The following is a 21,061-nucleotide window of genomic DNA, read 5'->3' as shown; positions in this document are numbered from 1 at the left end:
TTTGCCGTGCAGGTGCAGGACGAGCGCCTTGTCGGGCGTCCTGGAGCGCACGCCGGCTCCAGGGCCGAAACATGCCCGCAACGGGACCCAGGGCAACGAAGTCGTGAGATGGGCTTGTAAGGTGAGCCGAGCCTAAGTTAGGTTTGCCTGACTTTCGCCTGACCTGACCGGCACGCGCCGAGCGGGGAGGGACCGACCTCCCTTTCGATCTGGAGTCATGACTCGAACCCGCTTCGCGACCGCGGCGCTCGCCGTCGTCGCCGCCACCCTGTTCGCCTCGGCGCTTCCGGTGCCCCCCGCCGTCGCGGGGTCCGGAGCCGTGCCGTCGTCCAGCGCTCGTTCCGCCGTCGCGGGCGGTGTCGCCTGGGGGGTCGAGCCGGGCGGGGACGAGGCGCGCGCCAACTTCGACTACCAGGTCGACCCGGGGGCCGTCGTCGCCGACTCGATGATCGTGCGTAACACGGGCACCGAGCCGCTCACGCTCGATGTCTATGCCGCCGACGCCTACACGACCACGGAGGGCGTGCTGGACCTGCGCCTCGAGGCCGAGGCGCCCAGGGACGGCGGCTCCTGGGTCTCTGTCGGAACCGCCGGGATCGCCGTCGAGCCGGGTGCCGCCGTCGAGGTGCCGTTCGAGATCACGGTGCCGGCCGACGCGACCCCCGGCGACCATCCCGCAGGTGTTGTGACCTCGCTCGTCACGGATACCGGCGACGCCTCGCTCGCCGTCGACCGCCGGCTCGGGATCCGGATCAACCTGCGGGTCTCGGGTGAGTTCGAGCCCTCGGCGTCGGTCCTCGACGCCCGTGCCGCGTTGACGCCCTCGTGGAACCCGTTCGCGGGCGGCACGGCGACGGTGACCTATCGGCTCGAGAACACGGGCAACACGCGCGTGATCGCGACCGATACCGTCGCGCTCACCGGTCCGCTGGGTGCGGGCGCCGTGGGCCTTGGTGCCCGGACGACCCCGGAGGTCGTTCCGGGGTCGGGGATCGTCGTCGAGCGCGTGCTCGAGGACGTGCCGGTACTGGGATGGCTGACGGGAACCGTCACGCTGGCACCGGAGGCCGTCGGCCTCGGCGCGCAACCGCTCGACGCCGTCACGGTCGAGTTCACGGCGCCCGCCTTCTCGTGGCCGCTCATCGCGCTGCCGACGATCGCCGCGGGAGTCGCGGTGACCTTCGTGCTCCTGCGGCGTGCCCGGGCACGCCGGGGGGAGTCGCAGATGTAGGACTTTCCGGCTCCGCCTCGTGCGGGGCCCTCCGTCGCTCGACGACGTCGGCCGCGCCCCGGGAGGGGTGCCGGGGCGAGCTCAGTGGAAAGGGACTCGCCCCGGCGCGCCGGCGGCCTCGAGACGGCGCCGCAGTGCGGCGCCGCGCAGGAAGAGAGCGCCGTCCGGCGTTCTCCTGACGATACCGAAAGGGATCAGGACATGACCGTCATCACCACGCGCGCGAAGCGCGCACTCCAGGGCGTCGCAGCGGCCGGCGCCACCGTCGGGCTGCTCGCCGCGGCGCCGCTCAGCGCCTCGGCCGCGACGGTGCCGCTCCACATCGTGAACGGCACCGGCTCGTCGCCCGCCGCCGTCTACACGGGCGGTACGGGCACGCACACGGTCGACGTCTCGGGAGAGGACTTCATCTACGACCCGGCCTGGGTGGGGAGCTGGTTCTCGGACGCCGGGATGTACGTCGCGTTCGGGCCGGACGTCGAGATCGAGGACGTGTACCTGAGCGCCGAGGCCTTCGCCTCGCACACGGGCGGCCAGTTCTGGGTGCACAACGGCGCGGACGCGACGGCCGGCAACGAGTGGGAGCTCTCGACGGCGGGCGACTTCGACGGCCTGTCGCTCGTCGTCCGGTCGACGTTCACGGACGGCGACGGCAACTCCTTCACCTGCACGACGGGTCCGCAGGACACGACGGCGGGAAGCGTGGACTGCTTCGTCTACACGCTGAGCGCCCACGGCTCGTGGGACCGCGGTAACGACAACAAGATCCCGGTCTACTTCGGCTGACCGACCCGGCGGGAGGGCGCGTCTTGCGCGCCCTCCCGCCGCACCTCGCCCCCGTTTCCCCGATCCTGAGAGCACCCATCCCATGCCCGTCCGTCTCCGGTCGCGCCGCCTGATCACGGCGCTGCTCGTTCCCTTGCTTCTGCTCGGCGCCGTCGTCGGCGCCTCGACTCTCGCCTCCGCGCAGAACACCGCCTTCGTCGACTGGGGGGTGAAGGCGAGTTTCCGCGCCTACATCACCGGCACGGCCCACGGCTCCGTCTCCCTCGAGGGCGGCGTCACGCAGAACACCGACGGGACCTACCGGTGGCCGTCATCGGCCTCCTCGTTCGACGCCGCGACCGGTGAGACCGTGGTCACCACAACCGGTGCCGTGCACTTCACCGGGCATGACGGTGTGCTCGACCTGCGCATCGCAGACCTTGAGGCGCGAGTCACCGCCGACGGCACGGCGACGCTGATCGCCGCCGTCACCAGCAATCGGACCACCGGTGAGACCGTGGACTACGGTCGCGTCGACCTCGCGACGCTCGACGCGACGCGCGGGGACCGTACGGTCGGGGCCGGCACGCTCGACTGGACCGGCATCCCCGCCACGCTCACGGCGACCGGCGCCGAAGCCTTCGGCGGGTTCTACGGTGCCGGCACCGTGCTCGACCCCGTCGGTATGAGCCTGGCGGGCGACTGGGAGGCCGGCGGCTCCGACGAGAACTGGAGCGAACCGGGTGCGGCATCGCTCTCGGCGGCGGGCGAGGTCGAGGGCGGCGTCAAGCCGGTCCACGTCGTCGCCGACGAGGCCCGCGGTACGGTCACCATCATCGCGACCGGCTACAGCCCGTCCGTCTACACACAGTGCCGCGAGCACAACGTGGGTGCCTACGCGGAGTGCGTCGCCGCGAACACCCGCATCCCGCATCCCGATCAGGGCGAGGTCACGGCCACCATCGTGGAGGCGGCGACGGGCGAGGTCCTCGACCGGTTCGATCTCACGGCAGGCCGCACCACGTCCGTCGGGCCGAACCCGGCGTACATGCTCTACACGGCCGCGCTCGACGAGCGCACGGGTGAGGTGTTCGCGTACGTCAGCAACTACGGGCTGGTCGTCGTCCCGCCCGCGGGAGGCGGTGACGTCCAGCTGCTGACAGGTATGTCGCCGGCGACGATGTACTTCTCGGTCGACCTCGACCAGGACGGCGAGCGGCTGTTCTTCCTCGACGGGGCGAGGGGCCTGTTCACCTACACAAGAGTCGATGGCGCCTGGACCCAGGAGCACCTGGTCGCCGAGCTCACGGGCATCGGCGCCCGCTACCTCACCGTCGACCAGGCGACCGGTGACGCGTGGATCTACGACGCCGGTTCCGTCGCGAGCGCCCGCAGCCTCTTTCCCGTCACGGGGTTCCGGGCCGGTGGACCCGTCGTGCGGCGCGACCAGGCCGTCGCGCTGACGACGACGGCCGCTGGTGGCGACCGGGCGGGCGCCGTCGTCCGCGACGGTGGAGACGGCCGGATCCATGCGATCGTCAACGAGACGCTCACACCAGGTGGCAGCTGGATCGCGACGGTCGTGGCCGGCGAGGTCGTCGCCCGGACGCCGCTGCCCTCGTACGTCACCGCCCTGTCGATCGACGCGGCCGGCCGCCTCTACACCGTGAACTCCGCCTCGAAGCTCGTGCAGGCGTACGACGGGCGCGCGACGGACGGGGGTGTGCTGCCGCTCCTCGCCGAGCTGACGGTCGGCGCCGGCGTCGGGGTGCCCACCTCGGTGACCGCGGTCGGGGACCGCGTGTTCGTGACCGTGCCGTCGCCCGCCGGACCGTCCTATCCGGCGGCCATCACGAACGGCAACCTCATGACTGTCGACGAGTACCTCGCCCAGAAGACCTATCGCACCGCGTACGTCTTCGACTGGCGGCGGGCGCCGTCGTTCACCACGCAGCCGGTGTCACGGACGGCGACCCTCACGGCGACCGACTACCTCGAGGACGGTTCGCCGGCGGGCGCGGCCCCGGCCGACGTCACCTTCACCGCGCGGGTCGAGCGTGCGGACTCGCTGCGATGGCAGACCTCCTCGGCGTCCGGATGGCAGGACGTCTCCGACGACGACAGCCACCAGGGTGCCACCACCGACACGCTCACGGTGCGGGCGTCGGAGGCTTCCGCGGGAGCGGTGTACCGCCTCGTCGCGCGGAGCGCCGCGGGTGACGTCGTGTCCGACGAGGCGAGTCTCGCGATCGAGGTCGTCGGCGTGCCGCGGGTGACGCGGCAGCCCGAGGCGCGGGCCACGGCGCCCGGCGGAACGGCGGTCTTCCGGGTCGAAGGACTCGGCGTGCCCGCGCCGACCGTCACGTGGCAGGCGCGCGTGGGGGACACCTGGTCCGACGTCGTCCCCTCGGACGTCTACGCGGTCGACGGCGGGACGCTCGCCGTGACGGGAGGGGCGGACGGTACGGCCTTCCGGGCGCGGCTCGCGAACGTCGCGGGGGAGGTGTACTCGGACCCGGCCGTGCTGACGGTCGAGTCCGCGGCGGGAGCGATGGAGATCCGCGTGACGCTCCCGTCGGGAGACACCCCGCCCGGCCGCTTCTCCTGGGCGTGGGGCCCGGGCCGGGGCGCACAGCTCGGCACGGCGACGCAGGTCGCGGATGGCTTCGCCGCGTCCGGCGCGCTCAGCACCGTCGTCGTCACCGACACCCGCACGTCGGGGCCGGGGTGGGCGGTGTCGGCGAGCGTCGGCGACTTCGTCTCCGAGGCGGCGTCCTTCTCCGCGAACGGTCTCGCGTGGACGCCGTCGGTGGTGTCCGACAGCCCGGAGGTCGTCGCGGGAGACGCGGCCGAAGGACTCGCGGCTCCCCGGCTCCTCGGCGCGTCCACGGCGCCCGCGAGCGCGGAGCTCGGAGCGGCGCTCGAGCTGTGGATCCCCTCGGACGTCCCGGCGGGTGACTATCGCGCCACCCTCACGGTGACGGCGGTGAGCTGACGCTCCGCGGTCGCGGGAATCGGCGCGGTCGCGGGAATCGGCGGGTATTCCTGGCGCACTCATAGCGGTGGCAAAGGGGTTTGACAGGACATTCTTGCGACGTCATCAGGAAAGCAATTCATGTCGCGATTCACAGAATAGAGTTGTATGTTCTCGTATATGAACAAACGCACCGTGGTAGATGGCAGTGGCCGGAGCGCAATGCTTCCGCTCCTTGCCGGGACGGCGGCCCTCGCGCTCGTACTGACGGGGTGTTCCGGCACCGAGGACGCGGGTTCCTCCGAGACGGATACCAGCTCGCCGGCCACGAGTACGGCCTCGTCCGGTGACTCGGCCTCGTCCGGCGATTCGAGCGACGTCGTCGCGCTGGCCGAGGCTTTCGCCGCGACGCTCGACGACGACCAGATCGCCGAGCTGAACCAGGACTACACGTTCGACAACGCCGCCGCCTGGTCGAACTTTCCGCAGGCGCTGCTGCTGGGCGGCGGCCCGGGCGGCGGGACGCCCCGGGTCGGCCTGGAGACCGGCACCCTGTCGGACGAGCAGTGGACGGCGCTGGAGGATCTGCTCGCCGGCGTGACGGGCGCGGAGGAGAACGAGGGCTTCGACGAGATCGTGCAGCACCTCGAGGCCGACGACTACCTGGCGGACAACGGCGGCGGCGACGGTTACGGCCGCGGCAACTTCTACATCGCGTTCCTCGGCGAGCCCGCCGACGACGGCACGTGGGAGCTGCAGTTCGGCGGTCACCACCTGGCGCTGGCGAACACCTACACCGACGGGGAGCTCGTCGGCGCGACGCCGTCGTTCCGGGGCATCGAGCCGATGGACACGGTCGAGGTCGACGGGGACACGGTGATGCCGGAGCAGCAGGAGCGGGCGGCGTTCGCCGACCTGCTCGGCTCGTTCGACGACGACCAGCTGGCCGCCGCCGAGCTCTCGGAGTCGTACGGCGACATCCTGCTCGGGCCGGGCACCGACTGGGCGTTCCCTCAGGAGCAGGCAGGTATCGCGGCCTCCGAGCTCTCCGGCGAGCAGAAGGACCTGCTGCTCGCCGCGATCGACAGGTACGTCGGCGACATCGACGCCGGCAACGCGGAGCGGATCCTTGCCCGGTACGAGGACGAGCTCGACGACACGTACGTGGCCTACGCCGGCGACGTCACCATGGAGTCGACCGGTGCCTACGTCCGCATCGACGGTCCGTCGGTCTGGATCGAGTTCTCGATGCAGGGCGGCATCGTCCTGGACGGCGCCCACCCGCACGCCGTGTGGCGGGACAAGAACAACGACTACGGCGGGCTCACGTCCTGACCATGTCGCAGAAGATCACCCGCGCCGCGCTCGCCGTCCTCGCGGCGGGCGCGGCCGTCCTCCTGGCCCCGGCCCCCGCGTCGGCGCACGTCGTGCCGTCCACGACGATCGAACTGGACGTCCACGACGACAACGTCACCGCGCAGCTCACGCTGCCTGCCACCGATCTCGCCACGGCGAGCGGGATCGCCGTTCCCGAGGGAGCCCTGGAGGGTGCGACGGCCACGGCGATCGAGACGTACGTCGAGGACCACTTCGCCGTGACCACCGCGGGCGAGGCGTGGCAGGTCGAGGTCCACGACGCCGCCACGGCGTGGACCGAGCAATGGGGCACCGGCGAGTTCCCGGCCGTCACCACCACGGCCACGCTCACACCGCCGCCGGGCGTGAGTCCCCGCGCGTTCTCCCTCGCCTACGACGCGATCATCCATCAGGTCGTCACCGCCGACATCTTCGTGATCCTGCACGGCGACGTCCTGGACGACGGCTCGGCATCGGGCTGGGCGACGGCGGAGGCGTCCGGCGCCGGTTCGACGACGACCGCCGCGGAGGCCGGTCAGCCCGCGGGGGCGGCGTCGGCCCGCAACCTCGGCACGATCACGCTCGACACGCGCACCGGCACGGTCGCCCCGCTGGACGTCGACCTCGACGCCGGCGATGGCGGCGCCCACGGATTCGTCGGAATGCTCCGCCACGGCATGTCACACATCGCCGAGGGGACCGATCACCAGTTGTTCCTGCTGACGCTCCTGCTTCCGGCACCCCTGCTCGCGGCGGGACGCCGTTGGGGAGCGGTCGCTCCGACGGGAAGGGCTGCCTGGCGTATCACCGGTATCACCGTCGCGTTCACGATCGGGCACTCCGTCACGCTCGCGCTCGGCACGCTCGGGCTCCCCGTGCCGCGACAACCTGTCGAGGCCTTGATCGCCGTCAGCATCCTGATCGCCGCCGTCCATGCCGTCCGTCCGCTCTTTCCCGGCCGGGAGGTCCTCGTCGCGGGCGGGTTCGGACTGGTGCACGGCATGGCGTTCTCCATGACGTTGTCCGCGCTGGAGCTCTCCGGTACCGAGCTGGCCCTGAGCCTGCTCGGGTTCAACCTCGGCATCGAGGTGATGCAGCTGCTGGTCGTGCTGGTCGTGCTGCCGCCGCTGGTGGTCCTCGCACGCGCCCGCGCCTACACCACGCTCCGGGTCGTCGCGGCCACCCTCACGGCCGTCGCCGCGACCGGCTGGCTGCTCGACCGTGTCGGCGTGCCGAACCCCCTCGGGGTGGCCGCCGACACGCTCGGCGCCGCGTCACCGTGGATCGCCGTGGCCCTCTGGGCCTGGGCGGTCATGGCGCTGATCGCCGGCCGCCTCCTACGGCCCGGCGAGGTGGCTCGCAATGACCGGGCGGCGCTGTCGTCCACGTGAGTCCTCCGGCGCGACCGTCTCAGTAGCCCAGGAACGTGTCGGTGCGCACGCGCGGCACGCCCGCCGCGCGGGCGTGGTGCCGCACGGTCGCGACGGCTCCCGGCGAACCGGACACCATGATCTCGCGGTCCGCCAGCCCGAGGATCACTCCGGAGAGCAGGTCGTCCGTCTCCAGCGTCCCGTCGCACCACACCCAGCCGGCGGGCGGGCGACTGCCGTCGCGGAGCACGGGGCCGTCCGGGCCGCAGCCCGGAGAGCCCGACGGCACGACGGCGATCACGGAGGACGCCCCGGGGATCTCCGCGGGCAGCGGCAACTCGGCGGCGTCGCGCACCGCGTGCACGAGCACCGCGTCACGTCCGTCGATCGGTGCGGCGAGATGCGCGAGGAACGGCGTGACGCCGACGCCGGACGCCACCAGCGCGAGATCGCGTCCCCGTCGTGGCGCCGTGTCGCCGCCTGCCGCGCGCCCGCGAGCCGTGCCATCTCGTGTCGTGCCATCTGGTGCCGTGTCGCCCGGCAGGAAGAAGTCCCCGCCGACGCCCGTCGCACGGATCTCGTCGCCCGGCGCCAGCCCGGCGAGCGCCGACTTGAACGCGGACGGACGCTCGCCGACGCGCGTGATCAGCCGCACCGTGCCGGACACCGGGTCGGACGCGATCGACAGCGCGCGGCGCCGGCCCTTCGCGTCCCGCGCGGCGGACGGGACGTCCACCTCGAGGTACTGGCCGGCGCGGGCTCGAAGCGGTCGCGCGGCCTCGAACCGGAGGTCGAGCAGGGTGCCGCGGCGCTCGGCGGACCGCAGGCGCAGGACGACGGCTCCCCGTTGCCCGAGCAGGAACGCCACGGCGTTGCCTGCCAGCAGGGCGAGCTCCGGCGTCAGGGACACCGGCACGAAGAGCGGCAGCGTGGAGCCGACGGCGACGAGCGCCGCGACGGCGGCCCGCTGGCCACGGCGGGCCGGGGTCGTGAGCGGCTCGGAGAGCATGAACCCGGCCAGGAACACGATCGGGCTCGCGCTGAGAGCCCACCAGGCGGCATCGGCCACCGGAACGCCCTGCATCAGGTAGCCCGCCGTCGTCAGCGCCCAAGCGGGCACCGCGTAGACGATCGCGTAGCCCAGCCGCCGGGTACGCCAGAGCACCAGGACGGCGCCGAGCGCGACCACCGGCAGGAGCGCCGCGCTGCCGACCCACCACAGGGCCGTCCCGAGGCCGGGCAGGACGAGGCCCGCCAGCCCGGCGACGACGACGCCGGCGGCGGCCGGGTTGAGCACATGACGCCCCCGCCAGGCCAGGACGAACTTGCTCAGGCCCGCGGCGAGCCCGGCGACCGCGACCGTCCCCAGGCCTGTCGCGGTCAGGTCGGGCCACAGCAGCAAGAACAGGATCAGGCCCGTGATCGCCCATGAGCCAGGATGCGGGCGGGCGCCGGTCAGGCGGGCGCCCGCGGCGGTTCCCGCCCAGGTCGCGGTCAGGGCGACGGCGGCGCTGGCGACCATCGCGAACGGGTCCACGGACAGGATGCCCGCGGCCGCCAGCACGACGGCCGTCGTGGCCACGACACCGAGGACGACGAGCACCAGCACGTACATCGACACGCGCCCGAGAGCCGCGTCGAACCACCGCACGAGACCCGGGCGGGGCATCGCGGCCCGGTCAGGCGGGGCGACGACTGCCGTGGTCATGAGAACACCTCCCCGTCGATGCCGACGGCCTCGAGCGGGCCGCGCCGAGGCATCCGGACGACACCCGTCACGGGCAGCAGCTCGCGGACGGCACCCGGTTCGAGGAAGAACGCGGCGGTCGCCGCCGCGTCAGCCAGCATGGCCGTCGGCGCCACCGCCCACGTCGCGACGACGTCCGTCGTGGGCAGGCCGGTACGGGCGTCGATCACGTGGTGCAGCCCGTCTCCCCACGCGCGCCTGTTGGTCGCCGACGCGCACACGGCGCCGCCTCCCGCGCCCAGCCGCACGAGGCCGACCGCCCGGCGCGGATCGCGAGGATGCTCGAGCGCGACCCTCAGGCCCCGGCCGCCCACCTGGCGGATGTCACCGCCCGCGTCGACCGTGAACGGCTCGACGCCGGCCGCCACGAGCGCGTCGGCGACAAGGTCGACCAGGCGTCCCTTCCCGATCGCGCCGACGTCGAGCAGCGCGGCGTCCGCCGGATCGACCGTCGCGGTCGTGACGTCCCAGCCCAGCGTCCGCCACGCGGGGACGGGACGTCGGCGATGAAGGGACTGGCGCAGCGTGTAGCTCGCGTCGTACCCCAAATCCTCCAGGGCGTGACCGACCAGCGGGTTCACCGCGTCGTCGGTTGCCGCCGCGAGCACGTCGTAGACCTCCAGCATCGCGGCGCCGTCGGCGTCGACGAGATGCCGGCGTGGCCGCCGGGCGAGGTCGCGCACGAACGAATCCGTGCGGAAGCGTGACCAGGTCGCGTCGAACGCGGCGATCTCGCCGCGCACCGCGTCCTCCGCGGCTGCGGACAAGGGAGCGGGTGTGTCGATGATCCACCGGGTGCCGATCGCCTCGAAGGTGAGGCGTCCCGTCGTGGTGGTGGTCGTGTCACGCATCGGCCTGCTCCGCGATCTGCGCGACGGCGTCGGCGAAGCCGTCCGAGGTGAGCGAGGAGCCGGCGACCTTGTCCACATCCAGCTCGTCGAGCGCGACGCCCACCACCTCGGCGGAGATCCCCGACGCGAACTGCTCCTGGTACTGCGCGGAGGTCGGGTTGTCGGCCTCGGGGGTGACGGTCACGGTGGTCACCACGCCGTCGGCGATCGTCAGCTCGACCTCGATCGCCTCGGTGCCGCCGGGGGACACGTAGCTGCCCTCGGCGGTGTACGTGCCGTCGGCGTAGGTGCTCGTGGCGTCCGTGGTGCTCTGGCCGGAGGTGGTCTCGTCCGTCTCGGAGGTGCCGGACGCGCTGCCGGCCGAGGCGGCCGAATCGGTGGCGACGGTGCCCTGGGACGCGCTCTCGGCGCCGGTGGCCGTACTGCAGCTGGCGAGGATGCCGGCGACGGCGAGCGGTGTGAGGGCGATGAGGATGCGGCGTCGGAACGAGGTATTCATGGCTGTCTCCCGGTTGTGGTGATGGGGACAGTCAAGGAGCCGAGCTTGGAGCGATGCTTGGGCCTGCCTATGAGCCTGCTGAGACCCGAGCGGGAAGCGAACGGCCTCGGTCCCGGCGGCAGCGCCGGGACCGAGGCCGTCGTCGGGATTCTCAGAGGCTCCACTGCTGGTTGGTGCCGCTCCAGCAGTCGTACTGCTGCACCGTGGCGCCGTCTTCCGTGGAGAGGCCGGCGACGTCGAGGCACTTGCCCGAGTGCCGCGCGACGAGCTCGACGAAGCCGTCGCCGGCGTTGCGCACGTCCCATTGCTGGTCCGTGCCGCCGTCGCAGGTCGACTGGACGGCGGCGGCCCCGTTGGCGGTCGAAGCGCCGTCGATGGCGAGACACTTGCCGGAGTGCTCGGCGACGATCTGGACATAGCCGGCGCCGACGTCTTCCAGGCTCCACCGCTGGTTGGCGTTGCCGTGGCAGGTCCACTGGATGATCCCGGCCCCGTCGGAGACCGACGCGCTGCTGACGTCCAGGCACTTGCCGGAGTTCCGGCTGGTGATGGACGCCGCCTGGCTGCCTGCCGTGCCCAGCCCGACGAGTTCGACGTAGTCGATCGCATACCACCTGGAGGTGGCCGAAGGGTGCGCCCCGACGACGCGGAACTCGATCTCGTGGGACCCGGCCGCGAGCTCGACGACCCCGGCGTGCTGGTCGTAGTACTGGAGGCTGCCGTACTCGTCGAGCGGCCCGCCGACCGGCTGCCCGTCGACGGAGATCTGCGCCATGCCGCGGGAGGCCAGGTTCTTCAGGCCCGCGCGCACGTGATAGACCCCGCTTTCGGGCACGTCGACGGTGTACGTCACCGCCTGCCCGTTCGCGGTGGCCTCCAGGACGGTCGCCTCACCGCCGCTGAGCTCCTCCTCCGCGAACGTGCGGTGCGTGACGCCGCTGGTGGCCGTCGCCGGCAGGTCCTCGGCCTCCCATCGGGTGGTCGCCGCCGCGGTGAGCGCGGGGAGCACGTCGACGCGGAGTGCCGCGCCCGCCGGCACGGGAAGCTCGACGGTCGCGCTGCCGCCGGAGACCGTCACGTTCTGCTCGAACTCGGTGAGCGGGTTCGTCAGGGTCTCCGCGTTCGCCATGGACTCGGCCCGCACGTGCACCTGTCCGTCGCGCACGAGTGCGGACGGGAGGTTCTGGAGCTGCAGCGTCACGGTCTGGGCCTCGGACGTCTGGTTGCCGGCGAGGGCGACCGAGCGGTGCAGTCCGGTGTCGACCGCCGCGAACGCGTCGACCGTGGTCGGTGCGGTCGAGGTCGTCCCGACCATGCGGCCGGTCATGTCCTTGTAGGCGTGGTAGTTCCACCACACGCCGCGCGGCAGCGACACGGTGGCGCGGTCGGCCGCATTGCCGAGGCTGGCACGGAAGCGGTCGTCGTCACCGACCCACTCCCAGGCCGAGTACAGCGCAGAGTCCATGCCGAACGGGATCGCCCGCTCGAACTGGGCCAGCCAGCGCACGTTCTTGCCGGTGTGCCAGGCATTCGCGTTGGCGTATCCGGTGCCCTGGTACTCGGTGACGGCCATCGGCATCGGCTCGATGTCGTTGTCGAGCATCCACTGCCGGATCTGGGCGGCATGACCGGGGACGTCGGCGGGCGGGTCGGTCAGTTCGTGCCAGGACAGGACGTCGGGGAGGCAGTCGTTGTCCCGGCAGTGGGTGAGGAACTGGGTCAGGAAGCTGAAGTCGTACCGGGCGATCTCCGGGGCCTGCACCTTGGCGTCCGGGTCGAGCGCTCGCATGCGGTCGTAGGCGACGTCGTGGGCCGCCAGGTAGCCCTCGAAGTTGTTCCGCCACTGGAGGTCGGGCTCGTTCCAGGTGATCCAGGACTCGAACTCCAGGTCGCGGTCCTGAGCTTCCTGGTAGACCTCGGTGACGATCTCACGCCAGGTGTCGTAGTCGCCGCCGTCGCCGGGACGGTATCCCTGGCGCGGGTCGTCCGGGTCGGCGACGTAGTAGTACAGGCCCATCTGGAGCGCCGCGCCGGTGGCGGCGACCCGGTCGTAGGTGTCCTGGTCGTACAGGCTGGGCAGGTTGGAGTGGTAGTCGGCGCCGCGGATCGCGTGCACGTCCACGCCGTCGATCAGGTACTGCGAGGGGTCCTGGGCGTCGATGCCGTGCAGGAACCCGCTGGCGACGTGCGTGGCCGGGCCGATGTCGGTGGCGTAGTCGATCGTGATGCCGATGGGGTCCGCCGCCGACGCGCTGAGCGCACCGGCGGATCCGGACACGAGCAGGGCAGCAGTTGCCGCGATGGCGAGAGACGTCCGTTGTCTCAACATGCGTGGTTCCTTCCGTGAAGGTGTTTCGAGTGGTCCCGGCCGGCCCCCGGCCCGGCCTCTGGTGCGGACGGCTTGTGGTGGTCGCGATCGTTGCGACCGACGCCGGCACGTGGTCGCAACGATCGCGCCCACCACAAGCCGTCACGGTGTGAGGAGTCGGGCTCCCTGCCGGGCCGGCATGCTGAGCTCGGCGGGCTCTGCCACGGGCGCCGGGATCGGCTCGGGCGCGTAGGACGCGCCGCTGGACGTCGTCATGAGGCCGCCTCGGCCCGCCCGGCGCCGTCCGCCGTCGGCCGGCCGTCGGAGCTCGACGACAGGCATGGACACCTCCTCCTCGAGGGTCGCGACCCGGAACCCGGGCAGATGGTGAAACGTGTCACCGGTGACACGTGTCACTATGGTTGTGGTCGCTCAGCCCGCTGTCAAGAGGATGGAGAAAGCCGTGAATGCGTCGAGCCCACCGACGATCCGTGACGTCGCGCGTGCCGCCGGGGTCTCACAGACGACGGTGTCCTACGCCCTGACTGGTAAGGGCGCAATTTCCCCCGCCACACGCGCGCACGTCCTGAACGTCGCGGAGTCGGTCGGGTACCGGCCGAACCTCGCCGCCAGATCGATGCGCACGCGTCGCTCGGGCCGCCTCGCCGTGATCACCGGTGTCGCCGTCGACAACCAGATGTGCATGCTCACCGGCGCGAGCCAGGCGGCGCACGACGCGGGCTACGTGATGGAGACCAGCATCGTGGACGGTCCCGTGGAGGAGCGGACCGAGAGGGTGCTCGAGCTGGCGGGCAGCGCGCAGTACGAGGGCATCCTGACTTTGGTGCCCGTGCTTCCGCAAGGACGACCGGACGGCGAGAACTCGGCCCCGGTCCTGGCCGCGACGGCATTCGACGATCAGATGCACAGCGCGGGCGAGCTGGCCGATGCCAGTCTGCTGGAGACCTTCGTCGAGACGCTCGTCGCGGCCGGGCACCGCCGGTTCGTGCACGTCGCCGGATCGCCGGAGTTCGCGTCGGCTCGAGCGCGCCGCGACACCTACCTCGCCTGTGTGGAGCGCCATGGCGTGGAGTCCCTCGGCGTGCTCGGTGGGGACTGGCTCGCGGAGTCGGGCAGGCAAGCCGTGCTCGCGTTGCCCGTGGACGCGCCACCGGTCGCCGTCGTCGCCGCCAACGATCTGCTGGCGGTGGGCGTCCTGCGGGGTGCCGCGGAGCGGGGATGGTCCGTGCCGGGTGACGTCGTCGTCACCGGATGGGACAACGCGGCGTTCGGCGCGCACACCATGCCGTCGCTCACCACCGTGGACGTGGACTTCCAGACGGCCGGACGCCACGCCATGCAGCTCCTGATCGCGACGATGCGGGGGGAACCGGTACCCCCACGCGGATCCGCGCTCCACCGGATCGCCTGGCGCGAGTCGACCGGGCACACCGTGCCGCCGTCGGCCGCATGATGTGGTCCCGCCGGAGGCGGCGCGGGCCGACGCACCTCGAGAAAGCGCCGGCCCGCACCCGTCCCTGGCGTCAGGCGGAAGCGGCCCACGGGCCCCAGGCCCCGCCGGGCTCCTGGTTGCGGGTCCGCCGCTGGGCCTCGTAGACGACGCCGTCGTGGACGACGACGTCACCGTCCGTGAAGATCCGCGACGGCGTCCACACGGCCATGCCGTCGGCGTTCGTCGCGATCTCCTGCCACGGCCCCCAGGGACTCGCGCCGGGCGTCCGGTTCCTCGTCCGCCATGTGGCGAGCCACGCCGAGCCGTCGTGCTCGACGAGGTCCTCCGGCTGGTAGACCGTGGCCGCGTCCCAGGGGTCGGCGATCATGATCTCGACGGTCGCGGTCACGGAGGCCGCCCCGGGAGCCGTCAGCCCGTCGTCGACGGCGACGGACACCGGTGTCGACGTCGAGGCCGCTGAGTCGAAGGGCTCGACGTCGTAGCCCTCGGCGGGGAGTTCCGCCGTCGACTCGTCGGAACGGGTGGCCGTCACGACGAGGTCGACCGTCTCGGGTGTCACGTCCGTCGGGTAGACGTTCCGCACGGCCGCCACGTCGATCGCCGTGACGGCCGGCACGAGGGCGTCCACCGCCGATGTGAGGGCATTCGCGGCCTCGTCGACCTGCTGCTGCGTCGGCGTGGCGGCGTCGCGCACCGACCTCGCGGCCCCGAGCGCCTCGTCCAGCGCGGACCAGGAGTCGGCGCCGTACCGCGAGTCGTCGAGCGACTCGGCGTCCGTGATCGCCTGCTCCAGCGAGGCGGTGTCCACGCGCTCGAGGACCGTGAGTTCCAGTGCCGGTGCCATGCCCGCCGCGTTGGGGTTGCGCTCCGCGCCCTCCCGGCTGACGAAGATGATGTCCTTCCTCCCGGTCTCGTTGACGGCGAGGCGGAGCACGTCGTCGCCGGTGTCCAGGGAGGACACCCACGCGGTCACGTCGGTGCGGGCGACCGAGCCGACGGGGACCTGGTCGTCGCGGTACGTCACGTCGTTGCCGACCTTCGCGGGAGCCGTGACGTCGAACGGCTCGGACTCCAGGACCTCACCGCTGTCGACCGAGGGCTTGTTCACCCAGGTCATGGCATCGTTGACAGTGTTCGTGCGCGAGGGGGGCGTCGTCTTGCCGTCACCCTCGAGCCAGGTCCCGGGCACCTGTGCCACGCGCAGGGTGTCCGTTCCGCTGAGCCCTGTCTTCGTCGGTCCCATGTAGGTCATGACGAGGTCGGCCCGCAGCAGGTCGGCACCGGTGAGCATGTCGTCGACCTCCGACAGGTCGAACGCGAGGTAGGTGAGCTTGGCGTCCCGGTTGGACTCGCCGCCCGGATACGTCGAGCCGAGCGGGCCGTAGGAGTCGTTGCCCCAGCCCATGACTCGCAGGTGCTCGTTGTCGCCGTAGTTCAGGTTCTCCTCGGCATTCCAGGTCTGCACGTTCGTGTCGGCCAGCACCGGGATCCTGAACGTCGTCGCCGACGGGTCGGTGACGGTGATCGCCACGGAGCGCGTGGACGACGCGTCGCGGGTGTCCGTCGCGACGAACCGCACCTGGTGGTCACCGGCCTGATCCCGCGTGGGTGTCCAGGTGAAGACGCCGCTCGTCGCGTCGAAGCTCGCGCCGCCGGGCAGGTCGCCGTCGGCGACCGACAGCGTGATCTCGTCGCCGTCGCCGTCGCTCGCCGTGACCTCGAACCGGAGCTCCTCGCCCACGACGGCCTCCTGGTCCGCGATCTCGTCGATGACCGGGGCGACGTCCTCGGGGAAGTCGAGATCCTTGTTGACGACGTTGTCGAGGGTCAGGTCCGTCTGGCTCAGGCGGGTCACCGGCGTCCCGTCGAGCGTCAGGTTCCTGATCGTCAGGTCGGTGACGTTCCGGATGTTCGACGGCTTGTTCTCCGAGAACCACACGTTGTCCAGGGTGACCTGGCCGATCCTGTCGGCCGGGTCCGAGCTCGCCTTGCCGGAGATCGCGAAGTTCGTACCGACCTTCGACGTGTCGAACGAGCTGTCGCGCACGACGATGTTCTCGTACCGCGGGTACATCGCCGGATCGACGTTCGCGATCGTGATGCCGTGCCCGCCGGCGCCGAAACCGACGTAGTTGACGTTGGTGAAGGTGTAGTCACGCAGCTGGTACCCGAACCGGTGCCCGATGCGCATACCGTTGCCGGCCCCGGCGCTCCAGCCCAGGTGATCGTTGACGGCAATGTCGAACGTGTCCTCGGTGTCCCAGGTCAGGCGGTCGGGATCCTCCTCGAACTGGTCGCTCGGGTTGTAGTGCCCCGTGGCGAACGTGTCGTCGTTGCCGAGCGTCAGCGCCCCGTTGACGGTGATGTGCTGGCCGCTGGCCAGGTCGATCCCGTCGATCCACGGCTGGGCGTACGGGGTGAGGCCCTTGATGTTGTTGAAGGTGACGTTCTTCGCGGTGTGCGTCTCCCAGTTCCACTGCTTCGCGTCACGCATCAGCGTGTCGTTGAACACGATGTTCTCCGACCGGACGAGCATCACGCCGCCCTGGTGGTAGGACGTCGCCGCGTCGTGGCGCCAGCCTCCGTTGGCCGTGTCGTAGTTGGCGAAGCCGTTGCCGTCGAAGACGCCGCGTCCCTCGATGGTGATGTTGGCCGAGTCCCAGATGCCGATCCCCGGTTCGAGGGACTCCATGGTCGGCTGGATGCGGTTCTTCAGCAGGGCACCCTCGTCGACGTAGATGCGCACGGGCTTGGTCCGTTCGCGCAGCTCCAGGCCCGCGTACGTGTACCAGCCGTCCGGGAAGTACAGCGTGTCCTTGGTGTCGTCGGAGTACAGCGCGTCGATCGCGGCCGCGACGTTCTCCGACTGATCCGTCGCCCCCGTGAGATCGGTGACGAAGTCCGAGGCGTCGACGACGTTCGCCGCGTCCGGGTCCGGCACGCCGGCCGGGTCCTCCGTCGGGTCGTTGACGATCGCGAGCCCCGGCTGCGCACCGTTGACCTCGAGGACGGCGTACCGCAGGGCGTCGCTCATCTCGAAGGTGAGCGTGTTCCCGTCGACGGTCACGGCGCCGTCGGGGTAGTAGCGCTCGGGATAGATCGTCCAGCTCGTGATGGGTTCGCTGTTCGTCACGGTGAGCGTGGGTGTCTCGTCGTCGGACGCGAACCGGGCAACCGCCATGCGGTTGTTGCTCCGGTTGGCGTACTTCGTCACGAACACGTCGGTGTCGTTCGCCTCGAGCGCGAACCGCTCGGACGCCACGTCCCCGGGCGTCGCCCGGTACGCGTGCACGGGTGCGTCCGCCTCGGCGGACGCCGGAACCGCAGTGGCGGCCACCACGGCAGCCGGGGCGAGCAACGCCCCGACCGCCACGATCGCCGACCACCGGAGACCTAACCTCTTTGTCATGTCCTTCTCCTTCTTGTCGGGCGGGGCCGTCGGCCTCGACGGCCCTGCTTGGCGCGCGCCCGCGGAGCGGTGTCCGCGCGCCGGTCGTGCCGAATCGGCCTCCTCTCTCGGATGTCAGTGCGGTTCGGGCGGCCGTTGTTCGGCCGCGGGTCAGCCTCGCGGCCGGAGGGTGAGCACGGCCCAGGCGGGGGCCGGCAGGCTGAAGGCAACCGACGTCGACCCGCCCGCCGTCGCGCTCGTCGTCGGGAGCTCGACGGTCTCGACGGGCTGCGCCTCGGCGGTGTTCGTCGCATGCCTGTCGCCCTCGTCGGGGGCGGCCAGGACGAGGGCGGACGCCACGTCCAGGTCGCCCGCGACGGTCAGCTCGACGGGCAGTGCCTCCTCGATGCCCCGGTGCACGACGAACACCGACACCGTGCCGTCGTCGTCGACCGAGGCGACGGAGTCCAGGGCCGGCACGTCGCCGTACCTCGCGGTCGCGACGCCAGGGGCCGTGACCGTGGGCGGTACGACGCGCCCGCGCGCGAACCGTGAGGTGAGCTGGAACGGGAAGTAGGTGGTCTGCCGCCACGCCGGGCCGCCGGGTTCGGTGCGGATCGGTGCGATGACGTTGACGAGCTGCGCGAGGTTCGCCATCGAGATGCGGTCCGCGTTGCGGACCATGGCGACGAGCAGGGCTCCGACGACGATTCCGTCGGTGACCGAGTACTCGTCCTCGATGAGCCGCGGCGCGTGCAGCCACTCACCGGCGGCGACCTCGTCGGCCTGGGCGTTCCACCGGCTGTTGTACCAGACGTTCCACTCGTCGATGCTCAGCCCGGGCGGCGTCGTGCCGGTCTCGTCCGCGACCTCGTCGACGATCGCACCGATGTCCTCGACGAACGCGTCCAGTTCGATGCCGGAGGCCAGGAACCCGGTCGTGTCGTCTCCGATCTCCTCGACGTACAGGTGCAGGGAGATGTGGTCGGCGATGCCGGCAGTGTGCCGCAGGACGGTTCGTTCCCACTCCCCGTAGGTCGGCATCGCGCGGTTGGAGCTCCCGGCGACGACGAGCTCGAGCCGGGGGTCGCACAGTTTCATGAGCCGTCCGGTCTCGGCGGCGAGGCGGCCGTACTCGTCGGCGGTCTTGTGGCCGATCTGCCACGGTCCGTCCATCTCGTTGCCGAGACACCACACGCGGATCCCGAACGGTTCGTCGCGGCCGTTGCGGCGGCGGCGCTCGGACAGCTCGGTCCCGCCGGGGTGGTTGGCGTACTCGAGCAGGTCGGCCGCCTCCTCGATGCCACGAGTACCCAGGTTGACGGCCTCGACGATCTCCAGGCCGGCACGCTCCGCCCAGCTCGCGAACTCGTGCAGGCCGACGCGATTCGTCTCGATGCTGTGCCACGCGGGCTCCCGCCGGACCGGCCTCTCGTCGACCGGGCCGACGCCGTCCTCCCAGCGGTAGCCCGACACGAAGTTCCCGCCGGGATACCGGCACAGCGTCCCTCCGAGGTCACGGACGAGTTCGAGCACGTCCTCCCGGAACCCGTCCGGGCCGGCAGCCGGATGCCCCGGCTCGTAGATGCCGTCGTAGATGCTCCGCCCCATGTGCTCGACGAAAGTGCCGAACAGCCGCCGTGAGATCGTTGCTCCGGCCTCGCCGGGGTCGACGTCGATACGCCCGATATCCATTCTTCTCCTCTTCACCGGTCTCGTGGTGTCATTCGGCAACGGTGAAGCCCTGCTGCGTGCCGTAGCTCACGTTCTGCTCCTGCCAGACGGTCAGGCCGTCGTTGATGTCGCCCTTGCCCAGGTACACCGGTCCGACGGCGTCGCCGTAGATGCTGTTGGAGTAGGCCTGCCACGGCAGGTACTGCCAGCCGGTTCCCACCGAGTTCGCGGCGTCGACCAGGACCCGGTTGATCTCCTGGCCGCCGAAGTACTCGGACTGGTAGCCGAGGAACTCCTCGGAGTTGAGCTCCTTCACGGTGGCGGGGAACCCGCCCTTCTCGAGGAACACCTGGATCGACTCGTCGGAGGCGTTCAGCCACTGGAGGAAGCCCGCCGCGAGCGCCGGGTTCTCCGACTGCTTCGTGACGACCTGGGTGGAGCCGCCGTTCTCCGCCGTCACGGGGTCTCCGCCGTCGTAGGTCGGCATCGGCGCGACCTGCCAGTCGCCGGCGCCGTCCTGCGCCCCGGTCTCGAAGACGCCGGGGGCCCAGGCCCCGATCGGCAGTGTCGCGATCTTTCCGCTGGACAGGCCGGCGAACCATTCGTCGCTCCATCCGGCGATCTGGCTGACCAGGTCCTCCTGCACGAGCGTGGTCCAGGTGTCGGCCCACCGTTGGCTGCCCTCGTCCTGGAGGTCGACGGTGACGGTCTCGCCGTCGACCTCGAACGGCCGCCCGCCGGCCTGCCAGATCATGGCGGTTCCGAATCCGGCGTCGGTGCCCGAGTCGTTGGTGATGTAGTACTCCGGGTCCGCGGCGTGCAGCTCGCGGCCTGCCTCGACGTACTCGTCCCAGGTGGTCGGGACCTCGAGCCCGAACTCGTCGAACACCTTCTTGTTGTAGAAGAGTGCCATCGGGCCGGAGTCCTGGGGCAGTCCCCAGATCCCGCCCTGTGAGACGGACGCCCAGGTCGAGGCGGTGTACAGCGACTCGTGGTCGGCGAAGTCGTAGGCCGTGAGGTCGACGAGGCTGTCGGCGATGACGAACTGGGGGAGCGCCTGGTACTCGAGCTGGACCACGTCGGGTGCGCCGGAGCCCGCCGAGATGGCGTTCTGGAGCTTGAGGTTGTTGTCGTTCGCGCCGCCGGTGTCGACGAGGTTGACGTCCACGTTCGGGTACGCCTCCTCGAACGCGGCGACCTGGGCCTCGGCGGAGGGCGTCCAGGTCCAGTAGGTGATCGAGCCGCCTTCCTCGAGGGCCGCGTCGATGGCTGCGGCTCCTCCGCCGGCGCCGTCGGTGCTGTCTCCCGCGGTGCTGCCGCCGGAGCAGGCCGCGAGGCTTGCGCTGAGAAGTCCGGCCGCGGCCGCCGCGGCGGCCACCCGGGTGAGGGCGCGTGTAGTCATGATCCTTGGTCCTTCCACATCG

14 protein-coding genes are annotated in these 21,061 nt (G+C 71.3%); 6 read left to right on the top strand and 8 right to left on the bottom strand.

Features of this window, described 5'->3' with window-relative positions:
* Nucleotides 1-217 precede the first annotated feature (217 nt).
* The 5 genes from ACYVK5_RS06900 (at nt 218) to ACYVK5_RS06880 (ending at nt 7,717) form a co-directional block, all read left to right on the top strand.
* Nucleotides 218-1,231: a WxL protein peptidoglycan domain-containing protein gene (locus tag ACYVK5_RS06900; RefSeq protein WP_460703186.1), complete on the top strand. Its 1,014-nt coding sequence runs from the start codon at nt 218-220 to the stop codon at nt 1,229-1,231.
* A gap of 201 nt (nt 1,232-1,432) precedes the next feature.
* On the top strand, nt 1,433-2,017 hold the full coding sequence (locus tag ACYVK5_RS06895) for a hypothetical protein (protein ID WP_460703184.1): 585 nt from the start codon (nt 1,433-1,435) through the stop codon (nt 2,015-2,017).
* Nucleotides 2,018-2,099: 82 nt separating this feature from the next.
* Entirely contained in the window at nt 2,100-4,991 is a 2,892-nt protein-coding gene (locus ACYVK5_RS06890) for an HtaA domain-containing protein (protein WP_460703182.1), read from the top strand.
* Nucleotides 4,992-5,150: 159 nt separating this feature from the next.
* Nucleotides 5,151-6,305, top strand: coding sequence for a DUF3500 domain-containing protein (locus ACYVK5_RS06885; RefSeq protein ID WP_460703180.1), 1,155 nt, complete (start codon nt 5,151-5,153; stop codon nt 6,303-6,305).
* 2 nt (nt 6,306-6,307) lie between these two features.
* Nucleotides 6,308-7,717: a HupE/UreJ family protein gene (locus tag ACYVK5_RS06880; RefSeq protein ID WP_460703179.1), complete on the top strand. Its 1,410-nt coding sequence runs from the start codon at nt 6,308-6,310 to the stop codon at nt 7,715-7,717.
* A 19-nt stretch (nt 7,718-7,736) separates the two neighbouring features.
* Here ACYVK5_RS06880 and ACYVK5_RS06875 read toward each other — a convergent pair whose 3' ends face one another.
* The 5 genes from ACYVK5_RS06875 to ACYVK5_RS06855 form a co-directional block, all read right to left on the bottom strand.
* The gene (locus ACYVK5_RS06875) at nt 7,737-9,404 is read right to left on the bottom strand and encodes an oxidoreductase (protein ID WP_460703177.1); all 1,668 of its coding nucleotides are present in this window, start codon (nt 9,402-9,404) and stop codon (nt 7,737-7,739) included.
* Nucleotides 9,401-10,294 (bottom strand): FAD:protein FMN transferase, encoded by an 894-nt coding sequence (locus ACYVK5_RS06870; protein WP_460703175.1) that lies wholly within the window; start codon nt 10,292-10,294, stop codon nt 9,401-9,403. The genes ACYVK5_RS06875 and ACYVK5_RS06870 overlap by 4 nt, the downstream gene beginning before the upstream one ends.
* A complete protein-coding gene (locus ACYVK5_RS06865) occupies nt 10,287-10,793 on the bottom strand; it encodes an FMN-binding protein (protein ID WP_460703173.1) in 507 nt (168 codons plus the stop codon). The genes ACYVK5_RS06870 and ACYVK5_RS06865 overlap by 8 nt, the downstream gene beginning before the upstream one ends.
* Nucleotides 10,794-10,944: 151 nt before the next feature.
* Nucleotides 10,945-13,122, bottom strand: a complete 2,178-nt coding sequence (locus tag ACYVK5_RS06860) for an RICIN domain-containing protein (protein ID WP_460703171.1) — start codon at nt 13,120-13,122, stop codon at nt 10,945-10,947.
* A gap of 141 nt (nt 13,123-13,263) precedes the next feature.
* Nucleotides 13,264-13,443 (bottom strand): hypothetical protein, encoded by a 180-nt coding sequence (locus ACYVK5_RS06855; RefSeq protein ID WP_460703169.1) that lies wholly within the window; start codon nt 13,441-13,443, stop codon nt 13,264-13,266.
* Nucleotides 13,444-13,564: 121 nt separating this feature from the next.
* On the opposite strand from ACYVK5_RS06855, the gene ACYVK5_RS06850 reads away from it, so the two are divergent.
* Complete coding sequence (locus ACYVK5_RS06850) at nt 13,565-14,575, top strand: LacI family DNA-binding transcriptional regulator (RefSeq protein WP_460703167.1); 1,011 nt, start codon at nt 13,565-13,567, stop codon at nt 14,573-14,575.
* Nucleotides 14,576-14,645: 70 nt separating this feature from the next.
* Here the strand turns inward: ACYVK5_RS06850 and ACYVK5_RS06845 are convergent, their stop codons facing one another.
* From ACYVK5_RS06845 to ACYVK5_RS06835, 3 genes are all read right to left on the bottom strand, one after another.
* Entirely contained in the window at nt 14,646-17,984 is a 3,339-nt protein-coding gene (locus ACYVK5_RS06845) for a putative Ig domain-containing protein (protein WP_460703165.1), read from the bottom strand.
* Nucleotides 17,985-18,134: 150 nt separating this feature from the next.
* The gene (locus ACYVK5_RS06840) at nt 18,135-19,658 is read right to left on the bottom strand and encodes an alpha-N-arabinofuranosidase (RefSeq protein ID WP_460703163.1); all 1,524 of its coding nucleotides are present in this window, start codon (nt 19,656-19,658) and stop codon (nt 18,135-18,137) included.
* A 28-nt stretch (nt 19,659-19,686) separates the two neighbouring features.
* Complete coding sequence (locus tag ACYVK5_RS06835; RefSeq protein WP_460703161.1) at nt 19,687-21,039, bottom strand: ABC transporter substrate-binding protein; 1,353 nt, start codon at nt 21,037-21,039, stop codon at nt 19,687-19,689.
* Between the last annotated feature and the right edge of the window lie 22 nt (nt 21,040-21,061).

This window comes from Myceligenerans halotolerans, from assembly GCF_054782975.1.
This window is presented reverse-complemented; position numbering and strand designations above follow the sequence as displayed.

Bases quoted from the DNA above. Each gene is read 5' to 3' on its own strand.
- ACYVK5_RS06900 (WP_460703186.1), top strand. From the start codon at position 218: ATGACTCGAACCCGCTTCGCGACCGCGGCGCTCGCCGTCGTCGCCGCC.
- ACYVK5_RS06880 (WP_460703179.1), top strand. From the start codon at position 6,308: ATGTCGCAGAAGATCACCCGCGCCGCGCTCGCCGTCCTCGCGGCGGGC.
- ACYVK5_RS06840 (WP_460703163.1), bottom strand. From the start codon at position 19,658: ATGGATATCGGGCGTATCGACGTCGACCCCGGCGAGGCCGGAGCAACG.
- ACYVK5_RS06870 (WP_460703175.1), bottom strand. From the start codon at position 10,294: ATGCGTGACACGACCACCACCACGACGGGACGCCTCACCTTCGAGGCG.
- ACYVK5_RS06895 (WP_460703184.1), top strand. From the start codon at position 1,433: ATGACCGTCATCACCACGCGCGCGAAGCGCGCACTCCAGGGCGTCGCA.
- ACYVK5_RS06875 (WP_460703177.1), bottom strand. From the start codon at position 9,404: ATGACCACGGCAGTCGTCGCCCCGCCTGACCGGGCCGCGATGCCCCGC.
- ACYVK5_RS06835 (WP_460703161.1), bottom strand. From the start codon at position 21,039: ATGACTACACGCGCCCTCACCCGGGTGGCCGCCGCGGCGGCCGCGGCC.
- ACYVK5_RS06890 (WP_460703182.1), top strand. From the start codon at position 2,100: ATGCCCGTCCGTCTCCGGTCGCGCCGCCTGATCACGGCGCTGCTCGTT.
- ACYVK5_RS06845 (WP_460703165.1), bottom strand. From the start codon at position 17,984: ATGACAAAGAGGTTAGGTCTCCGGTGGTCGGCGATCGTGGCGGTCGGG.
- ACYVK5_RS06865 (WP_460703173.1), bottom strand. From the start codon at position 10,793: ATGAATACCTCGTTCCGACGCCGCATCCTCATCGCCCTCACACCGCTC.
- ACYVK5_RS06855 (WP_460703169.1), bottom strand. From the start codon at position 13,443: ATGCCTGTCGTCGAGCTCCGACGGCCGGCCGACGGCGGACGGCGCCGG.
- ACYVK5_RS06885 (WP_460703180.1), top strand. From the start codon at position 5,151: ATGAACAAACGCACCGTGGTAGATGGCAGTGGCCGGAGCGCAATGCTT.
- ACYVK5_RS06860 (WP_460703171.1), bottom strand. From the start codon at position 13,122: ATGTTGAGACAACGGACGTCTCTCGCCATCGCGGCAACTGCTGCCCTG.